This is a genomic window from Heyndrickxia sp. FSL W8-0496, from assembly GCF_038007825.1.
Taxonomy (GTDB): Bacteria; Bacillota; Bacilli; order Bacillales; family Bacillaceae_C; genus Heyndrickxia; species Heyndrickxia oleronia.
In genome coordinates this window covers 4,382,950-4,400,604 of record NZ_JBBOXX010000001.1, presented here as the reverse complement: position 1 = coordinate 4,400,604, position 17,655 = coordinate 4,382,950, and the positions used below count along the sequence as shown (strand labels likewise).

Below are 17,655 nucleotides of genomic sequence, written 5' to 3'. Positions count from 1 at the left end.
AGATAGTTTTATTGAAAGGAAGAGGCAAATGATTACGTATAAATCCCAACGTGAAATAGATATGATGAAAAAGGCAGGGGAATTACTGGCAAAAGCACATAAAGAAATTGCAAAAAGGATTAAACCCGGAGTAACAACTTGGGAAATTGAAGAGTTTGTTGATCAGTTTCTTAAAAAACATGGGGCAACTCCAGAACAAAAAGGATATAAAGGATATGAATTTGCTACATGTGCTAGTATAAACGATGAAATTTGTCATGGTTTTCCAAGAAAGGAACCACTTCAAGAAGGAGATATCGTTACCATCGATATGGTGGTTAATTTAAATGGTGCACTAGCAGATTCAGCTTGGAGTTATCCTGTTGGAAAAGTAAATAAAAAAACAAAAGAATTATTGGATGTAACAAAAGAGGCACTTTATAAAGGGATTGAACAAGTGAAAATTGGAAACCGAATAGGTGATATTGGCCACGCAATCCAAACATATGTAGAGGCACAGGGATTTTCTGTTGTAAGAAACTTCATTGGTCATGGGATCGGACCAACCATTCACGAAAAACCTGAGGTTCCACATTTCGGTTTACCAGGTAAAGGTGTAAGAATTAAGGAAGGCATGGTATTCACTATTGAGCCTATGGTGAATATAGGTACATTTGAAACTAAAATGGATAATAACGGATGGACTGCACGTACTCGTGATGGCTCTCTATCTGCACAATATGAGCATACAGTTGCAGTGACAAAGGATGGAATTATCATAATAACTGATCAGGAATAAGCTCCAATTATGGAGCTTTTTCTCTATGGCAAAAATATAATTAACAGCTTAAGATTTTTAATAAAGGATATCTCTCTCCATATAAAGAAGTAATTATTATTAATGACTTTGGAGGGGTTGTCTTGCTACGCTTTTTTTTGTTAATCATTGTTAGTATATTGTTAGCAGCCTGTTCAGCTCAGGATAGCAATATAAAGGAAGCAAAAGAAACAATGACTAGGGACAATGCAGTATCAATGATCAGTAACTTAGAAGTTCCTTGGTCAATAACAAAGATGAAAAACACCTTCTACATTAGTGAGCGCAAAGGGACAATTGTGTCATTTAATGAAACCAATCGTAAAATGGAACGTTTAATAGTAAAAACTAATCAACCTATCCATCAAGAGGGAGAATCGGGCTTGCTAGGGATTGAATTAACACCTAATTTTTCAGAGTCACAACAAGCTTATGCTTACCATACCTATTATGAAAATGATAAGATACTAAATCGTGTGATCATTATTCAAAAAAATAAGGATTCGTGGAATGAAGTAAAAGTTCTGTTAGAGGAGATACCTGGTTCAGCCATTCATAATGGTGGACGAGTAAAAATAGGGCCTGATCAGAAACTATATGTAACAATAGGGGATGCTGCTGTACCAGAAAATGCACAGAAATTAAACTCCTTGTCAGGAAAGATCATCCGCATGGAGTTGGATGGTAGTATTCCAAAGGATAATCCATTTAGAGATAGTTATGTTTTCTCATTTGGTCATCGAAACGTTCAAGGATTAACATGGAATGAGAAAGGTGATATGTATGGTACCGAGCATGGGCAAAGTGCACATGATGAAGTTAACCACATCATTGCCGGACATAATTATGGATGGCCTATCATTGAAGGGGATGAAACTAGAGAAGGTCTAGAATCCCCATTTTTTCAAACTGGTAACATAACATGGGCTCCATCTGGTATTGATTATAAAGATGGGAAAATATATATTGCTACCCTCAGAGGAGAAGCATTAAGGGAATTGAACCTTGAAAATAGTGGGGTAACTACTATTGCAAGGGAGTATGGAAGATTAAGGGATGTGTTGATCGATGGTGAAAATGTTTATTTTATTTCAAATAATTTAGATGGAAGAGGATCACCATCGAAACATGATGACCAGTTGTGGAAAATCGATTTAAGTGCTCTGCAATAAAAAAAATAATGGGTGTGAAATATGGGATAGAGGCCCTTCATTTCACATCCATTATTTTTATTGATTTCTTAAATTACCTAATTCTTCTACTATTGCTTGCATTTCATTTGGACTAAATGTGTTTTTTTTCATAACCATTTCATAAATTTCTTTTAAATCCTCATATATCTCTTCAGTGTAATTGGAAGGCTTTATTGCATCTACATTTACCATTTTTAATTTGGAAGTTATTTCTGTAATCATAAATTGTATATTTTCATTAGACTTAATTGAAAGATCCACCACTAACATCCTCTCATAATTCAGTTTATTTCTATCTTTCCATGAAACAAATGAGGTGTCAATTATATAACAGGTTTTATTCAAAAAGCTAGGGGGAATATATAAAGAAGAGTGGACAACCTTGAAAAGGTTACCAATGGTTGATCCTATAAGAGACCCTGTACGTTTAATGAGGTGAGAGAATGGGGAATTCAAAGATTATTAGAGATAAAAATTTTATCATCTCCTTAATCAAACATACGATGTACAACGATATTACAGGTTTAGCTGCACAATTAGCATACTTTTTTTTATTGTCATTGTTTCCACTGCTTCTCTTTATAGTCACACTTCTCCCATATTTGCCAATTAATACAGACGATATTTTAAATGTAATAAGGAACTTTGCTCCAGAGCAAACATTAAACATGATTGAGTCAAACCTATACGATATTCTAAATCATAGGAGTACAAGCCTACTCTCTGTTGGGATAATAGCAACATTATGGTCAGCATCAAAAGGAATGAATGCGATTGTAAAGGCATTAAATCGTGCTTATGAAGTGAAAGAGACGCGCTCATTTATTGTGGCAAGAGCAATGTCTGTTCTTTTAACCTTGGCTATGATATTTGTTTTTTTAATCGCACTAGTATTACCTGTCTTTGGGAAGTATGTAGGTTATTATTTATTTGCATTTTTCGGTATTTCAGAACAGTTCTCTCGTGTGTGGACCGCAATCCGATGGATCATTAGTCCATTGATTTTATTAATTGTATTTGTTGGAATTTATTACTTTGCTCCGAATAAGAAAATTAAATGCTTAACTGTTTTTCCAGGAGCCATCATTGCATCGATTGGATGGGCAATTGTCTCCTTAGGCTTCTCCTATTATGTCAGTAATTTTGGACACTATTCAACGACATACGGAAGTCTAGGGGGAATTATCATTCTCATGCTTTGGTTTTACATTAGTGGAATTATCTTAATTATTGGTGGAGAAATTAATGCCCTTTTGACAGCAGTTGATAAGGATTGTTGACTACCCATTCATAAATCTATTGTAAAAACATTACATGAAAGGTTTTTGAGTAATGAAACAAACTAAGAATGAAAGTAAACATCTCATCTCGCGAGAGGAGGAGTAAGAATGGGTAAAAAGACGAAGCAAAATAGTAAGCAAAAACCTAAAGGGAAAACTTCTAGTTCATCTAATGGTCAAAACGGTTACCATTAAATATAATGTAGTCATTAATAAGAAAGTGGCCCACTCATAGGCCACTTTCTTATTATCCAAAAGGTAGATATTAATCTATGGAACGGAGACATCTTAAACTGTTTAAAATCACCAATATCGTACTGCCTTCATGACCAATTACACCTAAAGGAAGGTTTAAAAATTGTAAAAAATTTGATGCGATTAATAGCATAATTACAGAAAGTGAAAAGATGATATTTTGTTTAATAATCCGATTCATTTTTTTTGATAGTCGGATGGCTTCTGCAATTCTAGATAAATCATTTTTCATTAAAACAACATCAGCAGTTTCCATTGCAACATCACTACCTTCACCCATCGCAATTCCTACATGTGCTGTTGCAAGTGCAGGAGCATCATTCACACCATCTCCAACCATTGCAACAATCCCATAATGTTCTTTGATTTTCTTTATTGTTGCAACTTTTGTCTCTGGCATGCACTCAGCAATGTATTCATTAATATTGGCTTGAGCGGCAATATTTTTTGCAGTATTTTTACTATCACCAGTTATCATAATGGTATGAATTCCTTCATTTTGTAATACCATTAATGATTTCTTAGTTTCTGGACGGACGATATCTTGTAGACCAATAGCCGCAACGATTCCTTCTGAACCTTTTACATAGACAACTGTTTTACCGCAAGATTCTAAGCTTAATGAAATACCATTTTCAAATTGTTCGGCTTCTTGTTGTCCAACAAATTCCTTATTACCAATTAACCATTCTTTATTCTGAAACCATGCTTTTATCCCTTTTCCTGGAATATCCTCTATTTTATCAGGGTATATGAGATTATCTTGATAATTAGATTTCCAATAATTTACGATAGCAATTGCAAGTGGATGATTTGATCGATTTTCAATGGAAGCAATTGTTCGTAGCAACTCACGTTTATTTAGATTAGGTTGAACGATCATGTCTGTTACTTCTGGTTTTCCCTTTGTTAATGTACCTGTTTTATCAAAAGCAATGGCTTTTACATGGCTTAAGCTTTCAAGATGTACACCACCTTTGAAGAGAATACCACGCCTCGCACCATTTGAAATGGCAGATAGAGTTGCAGGCATAATGGATGCTACTAATGCACAGGGGGATGCAACAACTAATAAGATCATTGCCCGATAAAAAGTGACATTCCAGCTCCAATCCAATAAAAAATGAGGAAGAAACATCATAATTAATACAACGAGAAGGACTATTTTAACGTACGCACCTTCAAAACGTTCAATGAAAAGCTGGGATGGTGATTTTTCACTTTGAGCAGTTTGAACGAGTTCAATGATTTTTTGAAAGACTGTTTCATTTGAAGGCTTCGTCACTTGAGCTGTTACGGCACCATTTAAATTAATGGTCCCAGCAAAAATTTCTTCTGCCTCTCCTTTAGTAATAGGTAGAGATTCACCAGATATCGTTGATTCATCAATTGTTGTACTGCCTTTGATAATGACTCCATCTGAAGGAATGCGTTCACCGGGTTTAATTAAAATTTGGTCACCAACCTTTAATTCAGAGACAGGAATCGTTGTTTCCTGCCCATTTACTATACGAACAGCTGTCTCAGGTTGAATACTCAGTAAAGTAGAAATCTCCTTTTGACTTTTATTGTTCGTATAGGTTTCAAGTGCACCACTAACAGCAAATATAAATATTAGCATAGCACCTTCTGCCCAATAGCCGATTATTGCTGAACCGATTGCAGCAAAAACCATCAACATTTCGACATTTAGATCTTTGTTTTTTATTGTTTCTTCTATGCCCTCTTTTGTTTTAGCAAACCCACCGATAATAAAGGCTAAAAGATAAAATGTAATGGAATATGTGTGGTTATCCCATTTAGAAAATAACCATCCTATAAGTATGAAAAGTCCACTAACTAAGGCAGCGATTAATTCAAGATGAAGAAAAAACTGTTCAAATCGATTGGATGGTTGTATGTTCACTTGTTCATTGGTTGAAGCTGTTGCTAATTGACCTTGCGACATATTTATACCTCCTTAATTGAGAAATAGAATCAAAGTCATTTGCCCTATAAAATGACGAAAGCTGTCATCAATTTGATGACAGCAGGACTTGCTTTTTGAAAAGTATTAATTTTGTATATCTTATCATATTCATGATGGTGTGAAAAGTCATAACTAATGAGAAATACTTGAATAGTTATTCGTTTTAGATGTACGAAATGAACAGAGCGATAGAAAAATAATAAAGAGCATCGTACTAATTAAGTAAAAGAAACTTGCTCCTTCTATTTTTTCGATGATCATCCCTGCAAAGAAAGGTCCCACCATACTGCCTAAACTAAAAAGTATTCCACACATTATATTTCCTGCAGGGAATAAGGTTTTTGGCAGTAAATCAGCCATATAACTAATTCCAAGTGAGAACGTTGAACCTACTGCCATTCCAGCAATCAAGAAGCATATGACTAAGCCAATAACAGATTGATAAACAAATCCTGCCGAAATAAATGATAATAGGCCAATAATTAAGACAACGACTAATGTGTTTTTTCTACCAAATTTATCACTAAGCATGCCTAAAGGAAGCTGTGTAATAATACTTCCAATGGAAAAGGCGGGAATGATAAAAGAAACCGATTCAACATTGATCCCATTTCTTAATGCGAAAACAGGAAAACTCCCATTTAATGATGCTTCCATAAATCCGTAGCCGAAGGGGGGTAATAAAGCAACCCATGCATATTTCCATACCTTACCGAAACGTTTAAACGTACCTAGAAATGAAACTGAATCCTTATCTTTTTCAGGAAAGTCGTTTCGTAAAGTAAAAACTGTGATCCATAAAATAAAACTTACTGCGGATGTGAGCATAAAGGGTAACGCTTCATTTATTTTTACTAAACTAGTTAATGAAGGTCCAAAAGCAAATCCTAGACTAAAAAACAACCCATATAATGATATATTTCTACCCAAGTTTTCCTTCGAAGAAGTCGAAGTAATCCAAGTTTGAGTAGCAAAATGAAGGGCATGATCGCCGATACCTATTAATAGTCTCAAGGCAAACCAAAACCAAAAAGATTTCCAAAGAGGAAACAGAAACAATGTCAGTGCAACGATAAATCCTCCAATTAGTATTAAAGGCTTGTACCCCATTTTTCTAAGTGGTGCTTCCATTAATGGAGAAGCAATAAGAACACCAAGATAAAGTGCTGTAGCATTCAATCCGTTTAGTGAGGAGGCCATTCCATCCTTTTCAAAAATAACTGCAATGATTGGCAGTAACATTCCCTGTGAAAAGCCAGAAATCGCGACAATGCTAACTAAAATCCAAAAGCGGTATTTTTCTGTCCTAATCATAGTTGACTCCTTAATGAATGGTAATTTTTGCTCTTTTCTTCTATTAAAAAATAGTACTGTTATATGAAAGAATTGGCAAGATAATTCTGGAAAAAATAATAGTGGGAATATTTGTTTTTCATTTGATGTGTTTTATAAATTGTTTTTGGTTAAAATACTGACCAATGAAAAAAATCTTTTATAAATTGGGATTTTATGCTATAAATTTTAGGGTAATAAATGAAGTAAGCTCTTCTCTCTAACATTGTTGCTATTTTGAGTAAAGTTTTAACGAATAACTATCGGCTGTAGACTGTACATTTACTCAGAAAGGAGTTGCAAACTTCATAAGAATAGCTGAATTCTCTATTGGATGTAAAAACCGGCAGTTGGGCTTTTACAAAAGCAACAATCTATACGAAACAGCTATGAAGATGATAAAAAACTCCATTTTAAGGAGGAGAAAGATGAATAAAATTTTTGCAATCATGGTTTTTATTGGGGTACCTATTTCAGTAATTGGTTCCTTAATGCATTGGCCAAGCGTTATGATGTTCATTATATATTGTTTAACTATTATTGCATTAGCAAGCTTTATGGGGCGAGCTACAGAAAGCTTAGCTATTGTTGCAGGTCCGAGGATTGGTGGACTTTTAAATGCCACTTTTGGAAACGCAGTCGAACTAATTATTTCAATTTTTTCTCTACAGGCAGGATTAACAGGAGTAGTATTGGCTTCATTAACAGGCTCTGTTTTAGGAAATTTGCTTCTAGTAGCAGGAATGGCCTTTTTTATTGGCGGTGTAAAATACAAGAGACAAAAATTCAATGTATATGATGCAAGACATAATTCTGGCTTGTTGATATTTGCAGTCTTAGTTGCTTTTGTCATCCCAGAAGTTTTCTCAGTTAATTTATCAAAAACAGAAACGATGAATCTAAGTGTAGGGATATCTATCACTTTAATTATTTTATATTTGGCTGCATTATTTTTTAAATTAGTGACCCATCGTGGAATATATCAAGACCCGGAAGTAAAACAAGTCGAAGATGAGGAAGAACCGGAATGGGGCAAGTGGAAAGCGATCATTGTTTTAGCGCTTGCTACATTAGCAGTAGCTTATGTTTCTGAAAAATTAGTACATACATTCGAGGCAGTTGGCGAAAGTTTTGGATGGAGTGAATTATTTATTGGTATTGTTATCGTTGCCATTGTAGGTAATGCTGCAGAGCATGCATCAGCCATCTTAATGGCCTATAAGAACAAGATGGATGTTGCAGTTGAGATTGCCTTTGGTTCAACACTTCAGGTAGCAATGTTTGTAGCACCGGTATTAGTAATTATCTCGCTGCTTTTCAGTCAAAATATGCCACTGGTTTTTACACTTCCAGAGTTAGTGGCAATGGCTACTGCCGTGTTATTAACCATTGTTCTTGCTAATGATGGAGAAACAAATTGGTTTGAAGGAGCTACATTATTAGCTGCTTATGTCATTATGGGGATAGGTTTCTATTTATTATAATTGCACAGTCGTATTTGTTTAAAGTTAATATTAGTTCTATAGAAACGAGTAGGAAATTATAAAAAGCTAAAAAGCTTTAGATAAGGAAATTGTATGAAATAAAAAAGCCTCTAAGTATGATTCATGAGCTTAGAGGCTTTAACTTTTTATATTCATAAAAATAATTCAGCACGTTCAAAAGGCTATATTGCTTATTTAAATAGTATTAACTAGCAACAAATTTAAGAAAATAAAGACTTGAGAATAACCTCTCATCCATTCCCCCTTTATGAGTTGTGTGCTGCCCTTCAACCCTCCTCTTAAAAAAGTTAATTACAGTATAATGTATTATTTAAAATTTGTAAATATTCAGATTTAATTTTAAAAGAAATCTTCTGATTGATGGATAAATATTTTATTAAGGAAAAAAATAAAAACAAAACCCAATAGAAGTAATGAAAGGAGTCAACAATATGAAATGGCATCGAATTCTTCTAGTGTTTTTATTTGTTCTTTTATTGGCATCTCCACAAGCATCAGCTAATAAGAAAAATCTTGTTAATGTAAAAGTAAAAATTCCACCTTCGGTATTAAATATTGCAAAGGAAAATACGTATCCAAATCCAACGCAAGATTTGCCTTATTTACAACCTAGTGATTTTACGAAAAAAATTATAGAAACATCGAAAGAGAAAATTGAGAATCCCAATTTGATTCGGATGCTCAATGAGTCCGCCATAAATAATTCGCCGCTTTCCATTGGTTTTCGTGCGACGATTTATCTTGGGGAATGGCCACTTAATTATGAATCCATTGAAACTGCACCTAACTGGCAATATCAAAAAATAAATACCAATTATTTTGATAATCGTGGGGGAAAAGGAAATTATCAAATTCATTATGTTCAAGAAGCACAGAAAGTAGTTAGGGGTGGCTTAACTGCAAAGGTTGATAAAGCCGAAGATGTAAAGAAAATGATGCTTCTAAAAGCAATGGAAAAATCAAATTTACCACTTTCCTTTGATACGATCATTGGTGGGGGAACAAAAAAAGATCAAGTATATAATATTCCTGCCAAACGTTTAGGGTATCTTTATGGTTATGCACCTGCAATAAATGAAAAAGGCAAGGTCACATATGGTGAGGTGTATTTGGTTATTAAAGGGACAAAAAAGAAAATTGTTGTTAAAAATGTTACTTCACAAGGAATTGGTGCATGGATTCCTATTCAGGATCATGTCTCATTTGGCTTTACAGCAACCGATCACCCAAGATAATTGTTAATGACTGTCATTAAGACAGTCATTTTATTTTTAGAAATGATTAATATAGTGATCAGATGATAAAAGTCTATAAGGAAATAAGCAAAAGAAATGTGTCATTCAAATCAGAGATCAAGACGTAGGGATATCTAAAGAGGATTTAACGAATGTATTTGATCGATTTTAATTGACGCCGTTACAGGAAACATACGCGGTGTTCATAAAGATGTGAGCAATAAAAAATATATAAACCAGGGTCAACATAAGGATCAACAAATCAGTGTAACAAAGACGGCTATTACTGCAGAACAGGCCATATCAATTGCAAAGAAAGAGATTGACGGAACCGTAACAAAGGTTGAAAAAGATGAAGATGGTGGAATCATTAAATATGAAATGAACTTCAATCAAACCAAGGAGAAGTTGATATAGATATTGATGCGAATATAGGAAAAATAATCGAAATTGATTATGAAGATTAATAGGATACTAAAAATGAGGCAGAGATTCTTCTGCCTCATTTTTAGTAACTAGAATCGATGCATTTTATTTACTAATATTTGCTGATCTTGATTGAAAATCAATGTCTTTATAATATGCATCCTTCACTAACACATTCGGTCCCACACATTGAACTGCTGGACAATGACAATTAAGTGATTGTGCAAGAGGGGAATCCATCCATTTATCATAAAGAGCTGGAAGCGCATCATATTGAATATTACCTAGCGCAGGTGTATCACCGAAATCAGTAACGATAACATCACCAGTGAAAATATTAACATTTAAACGAGAACGACCATCAGGATCATTACGAACCGTTACATTTTTGCTGGTATACAGTCTTTTTAATAATGTTAAATCCTCTTCTTTTGGGCTACAAGGATAAAACGGAAGCGTTCCAAAAAGCATCCATGTATTTTCGTCCCGAATGTCTAATAAATGATGAATCGCTTCACGTGTTTCCGCTAAAGATAACACCTCTAAATTTGCAGCAAAATCACTAGGATACATAGGATGAACTTCATGACGGGCACATTTCATATCTTCAACAATTTGCTTATGAATATGTTCTAAATGTGGAAGTGTCCGTTTATTCAACATCGTTTCGGCTGAAACGGTTACGCCCTGCTCAGACAGCAGACGGCTATTTTCAATCATGCGATCAAATAATTTTTTTCGCTGTTCACGTGTAGGTTTACGTGGCATATTGGCAAAGCCACCGTCAATAAAATCATCGACAGTACCCCAGTTATGTGAGATGTGAAGAACATCTAAATAAGGGGCGATTAATAGGTAGCGATCTGGATCAAGTGTTAAATTGGAATTAATTTGTGTACGTATCCCGTTATTATGTGCATACTTAAGTAATGGAAGGACATAATTTTCAACGGATTTTTTTGATAGCATTGGTTCTCCACCTGTGATACTTAATGCACGTAAATGTGGAATCTCTTCCAAACGTTGAAGTAATAGATCAAGGGGTAAGGCATTAGGATCCTTTGGTTGCAATGTGTAGCCTACCGCGCAATGCTCACAGCGCATATTACAAAGGGTAGTGGTCGTAAATTCAATATTAGATAGAACAAGACTCCCGTGATCTTTCACATCTAAATAAGCTTCCCATGGGTCATTGGTTGGCGTGATCAATGGAAGTTGTGAAACATTTTGCATAATAAAAGACTCCTCTTATAAAAAATAAAGATACCTTAGTCATTATCAAAAACGAATGACTAAATGTCAATGCTTCAGCCCCTTTTCATAATATTGGATGTTTGATATGATAATAAAACGATGAAAGGAGAGACAGCCTTGGGAAACGCAGTACATGACAAAGACTCACAAGTATTATATTTAAAGAAAAGACTAAATATGTTTTTAGAAGTATTAGAATCCATTGATCCTGAAGATGCCGATTTAGAAGATATCGATCGTCTAATCGAAATGATTGATGATCTTGAATTGAAATGCGAACAATTTAAGAAGTAATAATGCTTTTACCTTAAACACTACTTAGAGAAAGTTCTAATTAAATATAGGTTTGAATATCGCAACACCCTTCTTTTTATTGGGAAAGAGCTGATGTGAAAGCCTGCAGTAGGTTTTTACAAAAGTAATATACGATGCGAAACTAGCCAATTAAACAAAAATAGCCAAACTTCATGAAAATGTTGTTTGGCTATTTTCATGTCAATCTCACTTTAAAACAATTATTATTAGGAGTATAATGGGAGTTGAAATTATACATATATAATATTCGGATATGAAGGGATAAAGGAGAGGGAAAAATGAATTTGGAAAAGTTTCAAGAGAGCATGTATCAATTAATTGTCGAAACATCTACGAATCTACCAAAAGATGTTCGCAGAGCTGTTAAAAAGGCCAAACAAAGTGAAAGTGCTGGTACACGCGCAGCAATGAGCTTAGGTACGATTACAAATAATATTCAAATGGCAGATGAGAATATTTCACCGATTTGTCAAGATACCGGACTTCCTACCTTTAAAATTAAAACTCCTGTTGGGGTTAACCAAATTAAAATCAAAGAAGCAATCTATAATGCAATTGCACTGGCAACTAAAGATGCGAAACTTCGTCCAAATTCAGTAGACTCATTGACTGGCAAAAACAGTGGCGATAACCTTGGCGGAGGAACACCAGTTATTAAATTTGATCAATGGGAAAACGATTACATTGATGTACGTTTAATACTAAAAGGTGGCGGATGTGAGAACAAAAATATCCAATACAGTCTACCATGTGAATTAGAAGGCCTGGGTCGTGCTGGACGTGATCTCGACGGAATTCGTAAATGTATTCTACACTCCGTATACCAAGCACAAGGTCAAGGCTGTAGTGCTGGATTTATCGGTGTTGGTATCGGTGGCGACCGTTCATCTGGTTATGATTTAGCAAAGGAACAACTATTCCGTTCTGTAGAAGATGTAAATCCTCATGAGGATTTACGCAAACTTGAAGATTATATAATGGAAAATGCAAATAAGCTTGGAATCGGTACCATGGGATTTGGTGGGGAAACAACGCTTTTAGGTTGTAAAATTGGTGTTATGAATCGCATCCCTGCTAGTTTCTTTGTATCTGTAGCATATAATTGCTGGGCATTCCGTCGTTTGGGAGTGAAAGTAAATCCTGAAACAGGTGATATCCAGGAATGGCTATATCAAGACGGTGAAAAAATTGAATTTGCAAATGAAGCAGAAAATGAAGTAGCAGCAACAAAAGAGGAAACCAATATTATCACATTAAAGGCACCTATTACAGAAGAACAAATCCGAGAACTAAAAGTGGGAGATGTTGTTCGAATTGATGGAAGAATGTACACGGGTCGCGATGCCATTCATAAATACCTAATGGACAATGATGCACCTGTAGATTTAAATGGTCAAGTGATTTACCATTGTGGACCAGTAATGGCTAAAGATGAGGAAGGTAATTGGACAGTTAAAGCGGCTGGTCCAACAACTTCAATCCGTGAGGAGCCTTATCAAGGTGACATTATGAAGAAATTTGGAATTCGTGCAGTAATTGGAAAAGGTGGAATGGGACCAAAAACTCTTGCAGCTCTTCAAGAACATGGCGGGGTGTACTTAAATGCAATTGGTGGAGCAGCACAATACTATGCGGACTGTATTAAAAAAGTTGATGGTGTGGATCTTACTGAGTTCGGTATTCCGGAAGCAATGTGGCATTTAAATGTTGAAGGCTTCACTGCCGTTGTAACAATGGATTCACATGGAAACAGCCTACACGCAGATGTTGATAAGTCTTCATTAGAAAAATTAGCGCAATTTAAAGAACCAGTGTTTAAATAATAGGTAAATAAAGGTTGTGTGTGAAAGGGAGTCCTTTTCACACACAACCTTTTTTCATATAACGTTAGTATCCTTCATACGTTTGCTATAGATAGTATTTAAAAAGGAGGAGTTGGAATGAACCAAATAGATACAATTTGTCATCAGTTTGGAACAATTCTTCGCGGAAAGGGTAAAGTGAGTGAAGAGGGGTGTACTGTTGAATTACATCGTCAATTTCATGTTACTGTTCAAGGGAAATCAAGTAAATCTGTTGTTCCCGCAGGCTTTACCTTTGAATCACTTGATCAATATGGAAATGCTCTTAATTTAGGAGAAATCGCTATATTAGAAGAGGAGATACCCGCTTTTACCCATTCCATAGTCCAACAAGGAATTACAATTAGTGCTCTACATAATCACTGGATCTTCATGAAACCCAATCTCTTATATCTTCATATTCAATCTGTCGAGCCCCCATTAAACTTTGCAAGAAAGGTTGCCCATTCCTTTCAATTTTTGCGTAGCTATCCCATTTCAAAAGACTAGTACCGAAGTGCCATCATTCGAAAAATCGATAGACTCTTTTTTGTGCATGATTTTAATTCAAGATTGTTTTCGTATCGTTTGTTGCTTGTGTAAAAGCCCAACTGGCAGTTTTTACACCCAATAAAGGATTCTGCGTTTCTTATGGAGTTTGCAGCGCATTCTTCAGTGAAATGAAAGGTGTAGTGGTCTTCAGCTAATAGTAAAACTTTACTTAAAGATCAACAATGTTTGTGAAAAGAGCCTAATTCAAAATTTTGATTGTGAAGTATCTCTCCATACTCGTACGTACGAACTATTTTTTTTCGGAGTATGGAGTGTTTTTATTAAATACAGAGGTAGAGACACTTACTGAAAAATGGACATGCTTTCTACCATTAAGATTCATCTTTCTACCATTAAGATTCATCTTTCGACCATAAGAGCAAGAATAAGGACGAAATAAGTAAACTGACTTTGATAAAATGGTACAACAATAAACTAAATGGTTAAAATTATTGCTTTTATAATAATAAATACGACACAATTAAATGAAGTATGATAAAAGGAGGAAATTGCACTCTATGGCCGATATCAATCTTTCTTTTGATGAAATGTGGGAAAAAATAATGGCTTGTGATCAAACCTATGATGGGTTATTTTATACAGCTGTTAAAACGACAAAGATCTACTGTCGTCCTTCATGTAGATCGAGAAAACCCAAAAAAATAAATGTTGAGTTTTATCATGATATTGAAATGGTTGAAAAAGCAGGCTATCGAGCGTGTAAAAGATGCCAGCCAGAGGTTGAGCAATCCCCGAATACTGCAATTGTTAAAGCGGTAATAAGCTTTCTAATCAATCATTATAAGCAAAGGCTTGTTTTAAACGATATTGCAGAGTATGTTGGGATAAGTCCGTTTTATCTAGAAAGACTTTTTAAACAAGAAACCAATGAGACTCCAAGAGCTTATTTAGAGAGAATTAGGATTGATAAAGCAGCCCATCTTCTTAAAAACACTCAACTTTCAAATCTAGACATTTGTTATGGTGTGGGGTTCCATAGTCCTTCTAATTTTTATCGAGCATTTCGGCGGGTGAAAAATTGTTCTCCAAGTGAATTTAGAAATAAGGAAGGGAGTGATGAGAATGGAATGGGTGGATCATGAGACATTTCTTGAAATTTCACTTCCTGAGGAATTCAATTTTAATGAATTGCTCGTTTTTCTTGGGAGATCCGAGTATGAGCTACTGCACCGTATCGTGGAAAATGAACTTTACAAGCTTTTAAAAATAGATCAAAAAATGATTTTAATCAGGATCAGTAATCGCAATTCTACACTCAAAGTTGAATTTTTATCAGGGAAGCCAGGTTTTAATGAACGTGAACAAATTGTTGCTTATATCTATGAATGGTTTGATCTAGAAAAAGATTTAACAAGTTTTTATAGTATGGCAAATGAAGATCACATTTTATCCCCACTCGTGAAAAAATATGCTGGACTGCGGATGATCGGTATACCAGATTTATTTGAAGCATTAACTTGGGCAATTATCGGCCAGCAAATTAATCTTACTTTTGCCTATACATTAAAAAGTCGACTTGTTACACAATTTGGAGAAAAACTAGTATGGAATGGGGAAACCTACTGGCTTCATCCTTCTGCTCAAAGAATTGCTTTATTAGAAGTTGAGGATTTAAAAAAACTTCAATTTACAACGCGGAAGTCAGAATATATTCTTGATATTGCAAAGTTAATTACAGAAGGAGCTTTAACGAAGACAAGTTTAAAAAATTTACAGGATAATCATGCGGTACATGAAACATTAATGACTATTAGAGGGGTTGGAGCTTGGACAGCCGATTATGTGATGATGAAATGTCTTAATGACCCAAGTGCATTTCCAATTGCTGATGTGGGACTGCATAATGCGTTAAAAATTCAGCTTGAATTGGAACGAAAGCCAACCATCGAAGAAATAAAAAAAATTGCAACAAACTGGAGCGGGTGGCATGCCTATGCTACATTTTATTTATGGAGGTCTTTGTATGAATAAAGTAGAAAAAATCTATTATGAATCCCCAATTGGAATCGTGGAGATTGCAGGGGACAATAAAGCTATCCATTCGATTCTGTTTATAGACCAAGATGTATCGTCTCGCTCTATTCCAGCAAAAACTCCTAAGGTTCTAATAGATTGCTATGAGGAGTTAGATGAATATTTTAAAGGAGAACGACAAAGCTTTACTTTTCCATTAGCATATGATGGGACAGATTTTCAGAAAAGCGTCTGGAATGCGTTGACCAAAATCAACTATGCAGAAACCTGTTCGTATAGGGATATTGCAGTCTCGATAGGGAATGAAAAAGCCGTAAGAGCTGTAGGAACTGCAAATGGTAAAAATAAATTAAGCATCGTGATTCCCTGTCATCGAATTATTGGAGCAAATGGAACGTTAACTGGATATGCTGGTGGACTGTGGAGAAAAGAATGGTTGCTAAACCATGAGAAGGCTAATAAAAAATAAATAACCAACACCGTATTCAGAATCTTGTGTTAAAATGAAAAATAAAGGAGTGATCGCATGCAAAATCGTCCTAATCCCGGTGAATACGATCCTTTTTATACAGGATATATTCAATTAGTACCAGAGGGCAATATTGTTCAGATACTTAGTGAACAAATAGGTGAAACCATCCACATGTTAAATGGGCTTTCTGAGAATCAAAGCCAATTTAGCTATGAGTCTGGAAAATGGAGCATCAAGGAAGTGTTAGGCCATATGGCGGATACTGAGCGAATTATGGCATATCGGCTTCTCTGTATTGCACGAGGAGAAACGATTTCACTTCCAGGATTTGAAGAAAATTTATATGTACAAAATGCTGCATTTAACGAGCAATCTCTGCAAGAGCTTCTAGACAATTTATCTGTAATTCGCCAATCGACGACTAACTTACTTAAAGGTTTAAAGGAAGCAGCGTGGGTCCGAAAAGGAAATGCTAATCATTCGGAGGTAACAGTTCGTGCAATTGCATACATAATTGCTGGACATGAAAAGCATCATCGCAACATCATAAAAGATCGATATATGGGTTCAAAAGATTATCCATTATCCTAACATCAATGATTCAAGGAGAGATGTTATTTGACAGATTTATTTTTCAAAACCCCACCGAGATTAGAAAATGAGAAAATTAAATTAATCCCTATGGAGTTCGATCACGCCAAACCTCTATTTGCAATAAACAGCTCGAACCATTGGGCATATATGTTAACCGTAGTTCATACGGAGAAAGAAATGCAGGAATGGGTGATGAATGCGATTAAAGAACGGGAACAAAACATCTCGTTACCCTTTGTCGTTATTCTGAAAGAGAGCAATCAAGTAGCCGGAACGACAAAAATGAGCTTAATTAATTTTGCCCAAAAATCATGTGAGATTGGATCAACCTGGTATGGAGCCGATTTCCAAAGAACATTTGTCAATACAGATTGTAAACTACTTCTTCTATCCTATTGTTTTGAAGAATTGCAGATGATTCGAGTGCAATTAAAAACAGATGAACGAAACCTCCGTTCTCAGAAAGCGATTGAACGATTAGGTGCTTTTAAGGAAGGAATCTTAAGAAATGAAAGGATTCTTGCTAATGGTTATATTCGGAACGCCGTTTTGTATTCCATCACCAATCAAGAATGGCCAAATGTAAAAAGAAAATTAATTGAAAAAAGGAATTCATATTCGAATTAATTTCTCAAAATAAA

18 protein-coding genes are annotated in these 17,655 nt (G+C 35.1%); 14 read left to right on the top strand and 4 right to left on the bottom strand.

Going from position 1 to position 17,655, the window contains the following annotated elements; genetic code table 11:
* The first annotated feature begins 28 nt into the window (after positions 1–28).
* Positions 29–778, top strand: a complete 750-nt coding sequence (gene map, locus NST63_RS22360) for a type I methionyl aminopeptidase (protein ID WP_071975604.1) — start codon at positions 29–31, stop codon at positions 776–778.
* 122 nt (positions 779–900) lie between these two features.
* Entirely contained in the window at positions 901–1,968 is a 1,068-nt protein-coding gene (locus tag NST63_RS22355; RefSeq protein WP_212943934.1) for a PQQ-dependent sugar dehydrogenase, read from the top strand.
* Positions 1,969–2,025: 57 nt separating this feature from the next.
* On the opposite strand, the gene NST63_RS22350 is transcribed toward NST63_RS22355, so the two are convergent.
* Entirely contained in the window at positions 2,026–2,250 is a 225-nt protein-coding gene (locus NST63_RS22350; protein WP_058003240.1) for a DUF1128 domain-containing protein, read from the bottom strand.
* 182 nt (positions 2,251–2,432) lie between these two features.
* Here NST63_RS22350 and NST63_RS22345 point away from each other — a divergent pair, with 182 nt between their 5' ends.
* Entirely contained in the window at positions 2,433–3,269 is an 837-nt protein-coding gene (locus NST63_RS22345; RefSeq protein WP_341043778.1) for a YihY/virulence factor BrkB family protein, read from the top strand.
* 265 nt (positions 3,270–3,534) lie between these two features.
* On the opposite strand, the gene NST63_RS22340 is transcribed toward NST63_RS22345, so the two are convergent.
* Together NST63_RS22340 and NST63_RS22335 are read right to left on the bottom strand one after the other, a co-directional pair.
* Positions 3,535–5,472, bottom strand: a complete 1,938-nt coding sequence (locus NST63_RS22340) for a heavy metal translocating P-type ATPase (RefSeq protein WP_212943938.1) — start codon at positions 5,470–5,472, stop codon at positions 3,535–3,537.
* Positions 5,473–5,625: 153 nt separating this feature from the next.
* Positions 5,626–6,807: an MFS transporter gene (locus NST63_RS22335; protein WP_341043776.1), complete on the bottom strand. Its 1,182-nt coding sequence runs from the start codon at positions 6,805–6,807 to the stop codon at positions 5,626–5,628.
* Positions 6,808–7,253: 446 nt separating this feature from the next.
* On the opposite strand from NST63_RS22335, the gene cax reads away from it, so the two are divergent.
* The 3 genes from cax (at position 7,254) to NST63_RS22320 (ending at position 9,982) form a co-directional block, all read left to right on the top strand.
* Positions 7,254–8,309, top strand: a complete 1,056-nt coding sequence (gene cax, locus NST63_RS22330; RefSeq protein ID WP_212943942.1) for a calcium/proton exchanger — start codon at positions 7,254–7,256, stop codon at positions 8,307–8,309.
* Between the two features lie 452 nt (positions 8,310–8,761).
* Positions 8,762–9,565 (top strand): YfkD famly protein, encoded by an 804-nt coding sequence (locus NST63_RS22325; protein WP_212943944.1) that lies wholly within the window; start codon positions 8,762–8,764, stop codon positions 9,563–9,565.
* Between the two features lie 213 nt (positions 9,566–9,778).
* Complete coding sequence (locus NST63_RS22320; protein WP_169846930.1) at positions 9,779–9,982, top strand: PepSY domain-containing protein; 204 nt, start codon at positions 9,779–9,781, stop codon at positions 9,980–9,982.
* Between the two features lie 114 nt (positions 9,983–10,096).
* Here the strand turns inward: NST63_RS22320 and yfkAB are convergent, their stop codons facing one another.
* Entirely contained in the window at positions 10,097–11,224 is a 1,128-nt protein-coding gene (yfkAB, locus tag NST63_RS22315; protein WP_212943946.1) for a radical SAM/CxCxxxxC motif protein YfkAB, read from the bottom strand.
* Between the two features lie 138 nt (positions 11,225–11,362).
* Here yfkAB and NST63_RS22310 point away from each other — a divergent pair, with 138 nt between their 5' ends.
* The 8 genes from NST63_RS22310 (at position 11,363) to NST63_RS22275 (ending at position 17,641) form a co-directional block, all read left to right on the top strand.
* Positions 11,363–11,539, top strand: a complete 177-nt coding sequence (locus tag NST63_RS22310) for an SE1561 family protein (protein ID WP_169793010.1) — start codon at positions 11,363–11,365, stop codon at positions 11,537–11,539.
* Between the two features lie 299 nt (positions 11,540–11,838).
* Positions 11,839–13,383, top strand: coding sequence for a fumarate hydratase (locus NST63_RS22305; RefSeq protein ID WP_058006358.1), 1,545 nt, complete (start codon positions 11,839–11,841; stop codon positions 13,381–13,383).
* Positions 13,384–13,500: 117 nt separating this feature from the next.
* Positions 13,501–13,911 carry a DUF1259 domain-containing protein gene (locus tag NST63_RS22300; RefSeq protein ID WP_212943948.1) on the top strand — a complete coding sequence of 137 codons (411 nt, stop codon included), beginning with the start codon at positions 13,501–13,503 and terminating at the stop codon, positions 13,909–13,911.
* Positions 13,912–14,471: 560 nt separating this feature from the next.
* Complete coding sequence (locus NST63_RS22295) at positions 14,472–15,056, top strand: bifunctional transcriptional activator/DNA repair enzyme AdaA (protein ID WP_212943950.1); 585 nt, start codon at positions 14,472–14,474, stop codon at positions 15,054–15,056.
* Positions 15,037–15,945, top strand: a complete 909-nt coding sequence (locus NST63_RS22290) for a DNA-3-methyladenine glycosylase family protein (protein WP_212943952.1) — start codon at positions 15,037–15,039, stop codon at positions 15,943–15,945. Before NST63_RS22295 ends, NST63_RS22290 begins: the two co-directional genes overlap by 20 nt.
* Positions 15,938–16,417 (top strand): methylated-DNA--[protein]-cysteine S-methyltransferase, encoded by a 480-nt coding sequence (locus NST63_RS22285; RefSeq protein WP_212943953.1) that lies wholly within the window; start codon positions 15,938–15,940, stop codon positions 16,415–16,417. The genes NST63_RS22290 and NST63_RS22285 overlap by 8 nt, the downstream gene beginning before the upstream one ends.
* A gap of 57 nt (positions 16,418–16,474) precedes the next feature.
* The gene (locus NST63_RS22280) at positions 16,475–17,011 is read left to right on the top strand and encodes a DinB family protein (RefSeq protein WP_212943955.1); all 537 of its coding nucleotides are present in this window, start codon (positions 16,475–16,477) and stop codon (positions 17,009–17,011) included.
* Between the two features lie 27 nt (positions 17,012–17,038).
* On the top strand, positions 17,039–17,641 hold the full coding sequence (locus tag NST63_RS22275; protein ID WP_212943957.1) for a GNAT family N-acetyltransferase: 603 nt from the start codon (positions 17,039–17,041) through the stop codon (positions 17,639–17,641).
* Positions 17,642–17,655 lie beyond the last annotated feature (14 nt).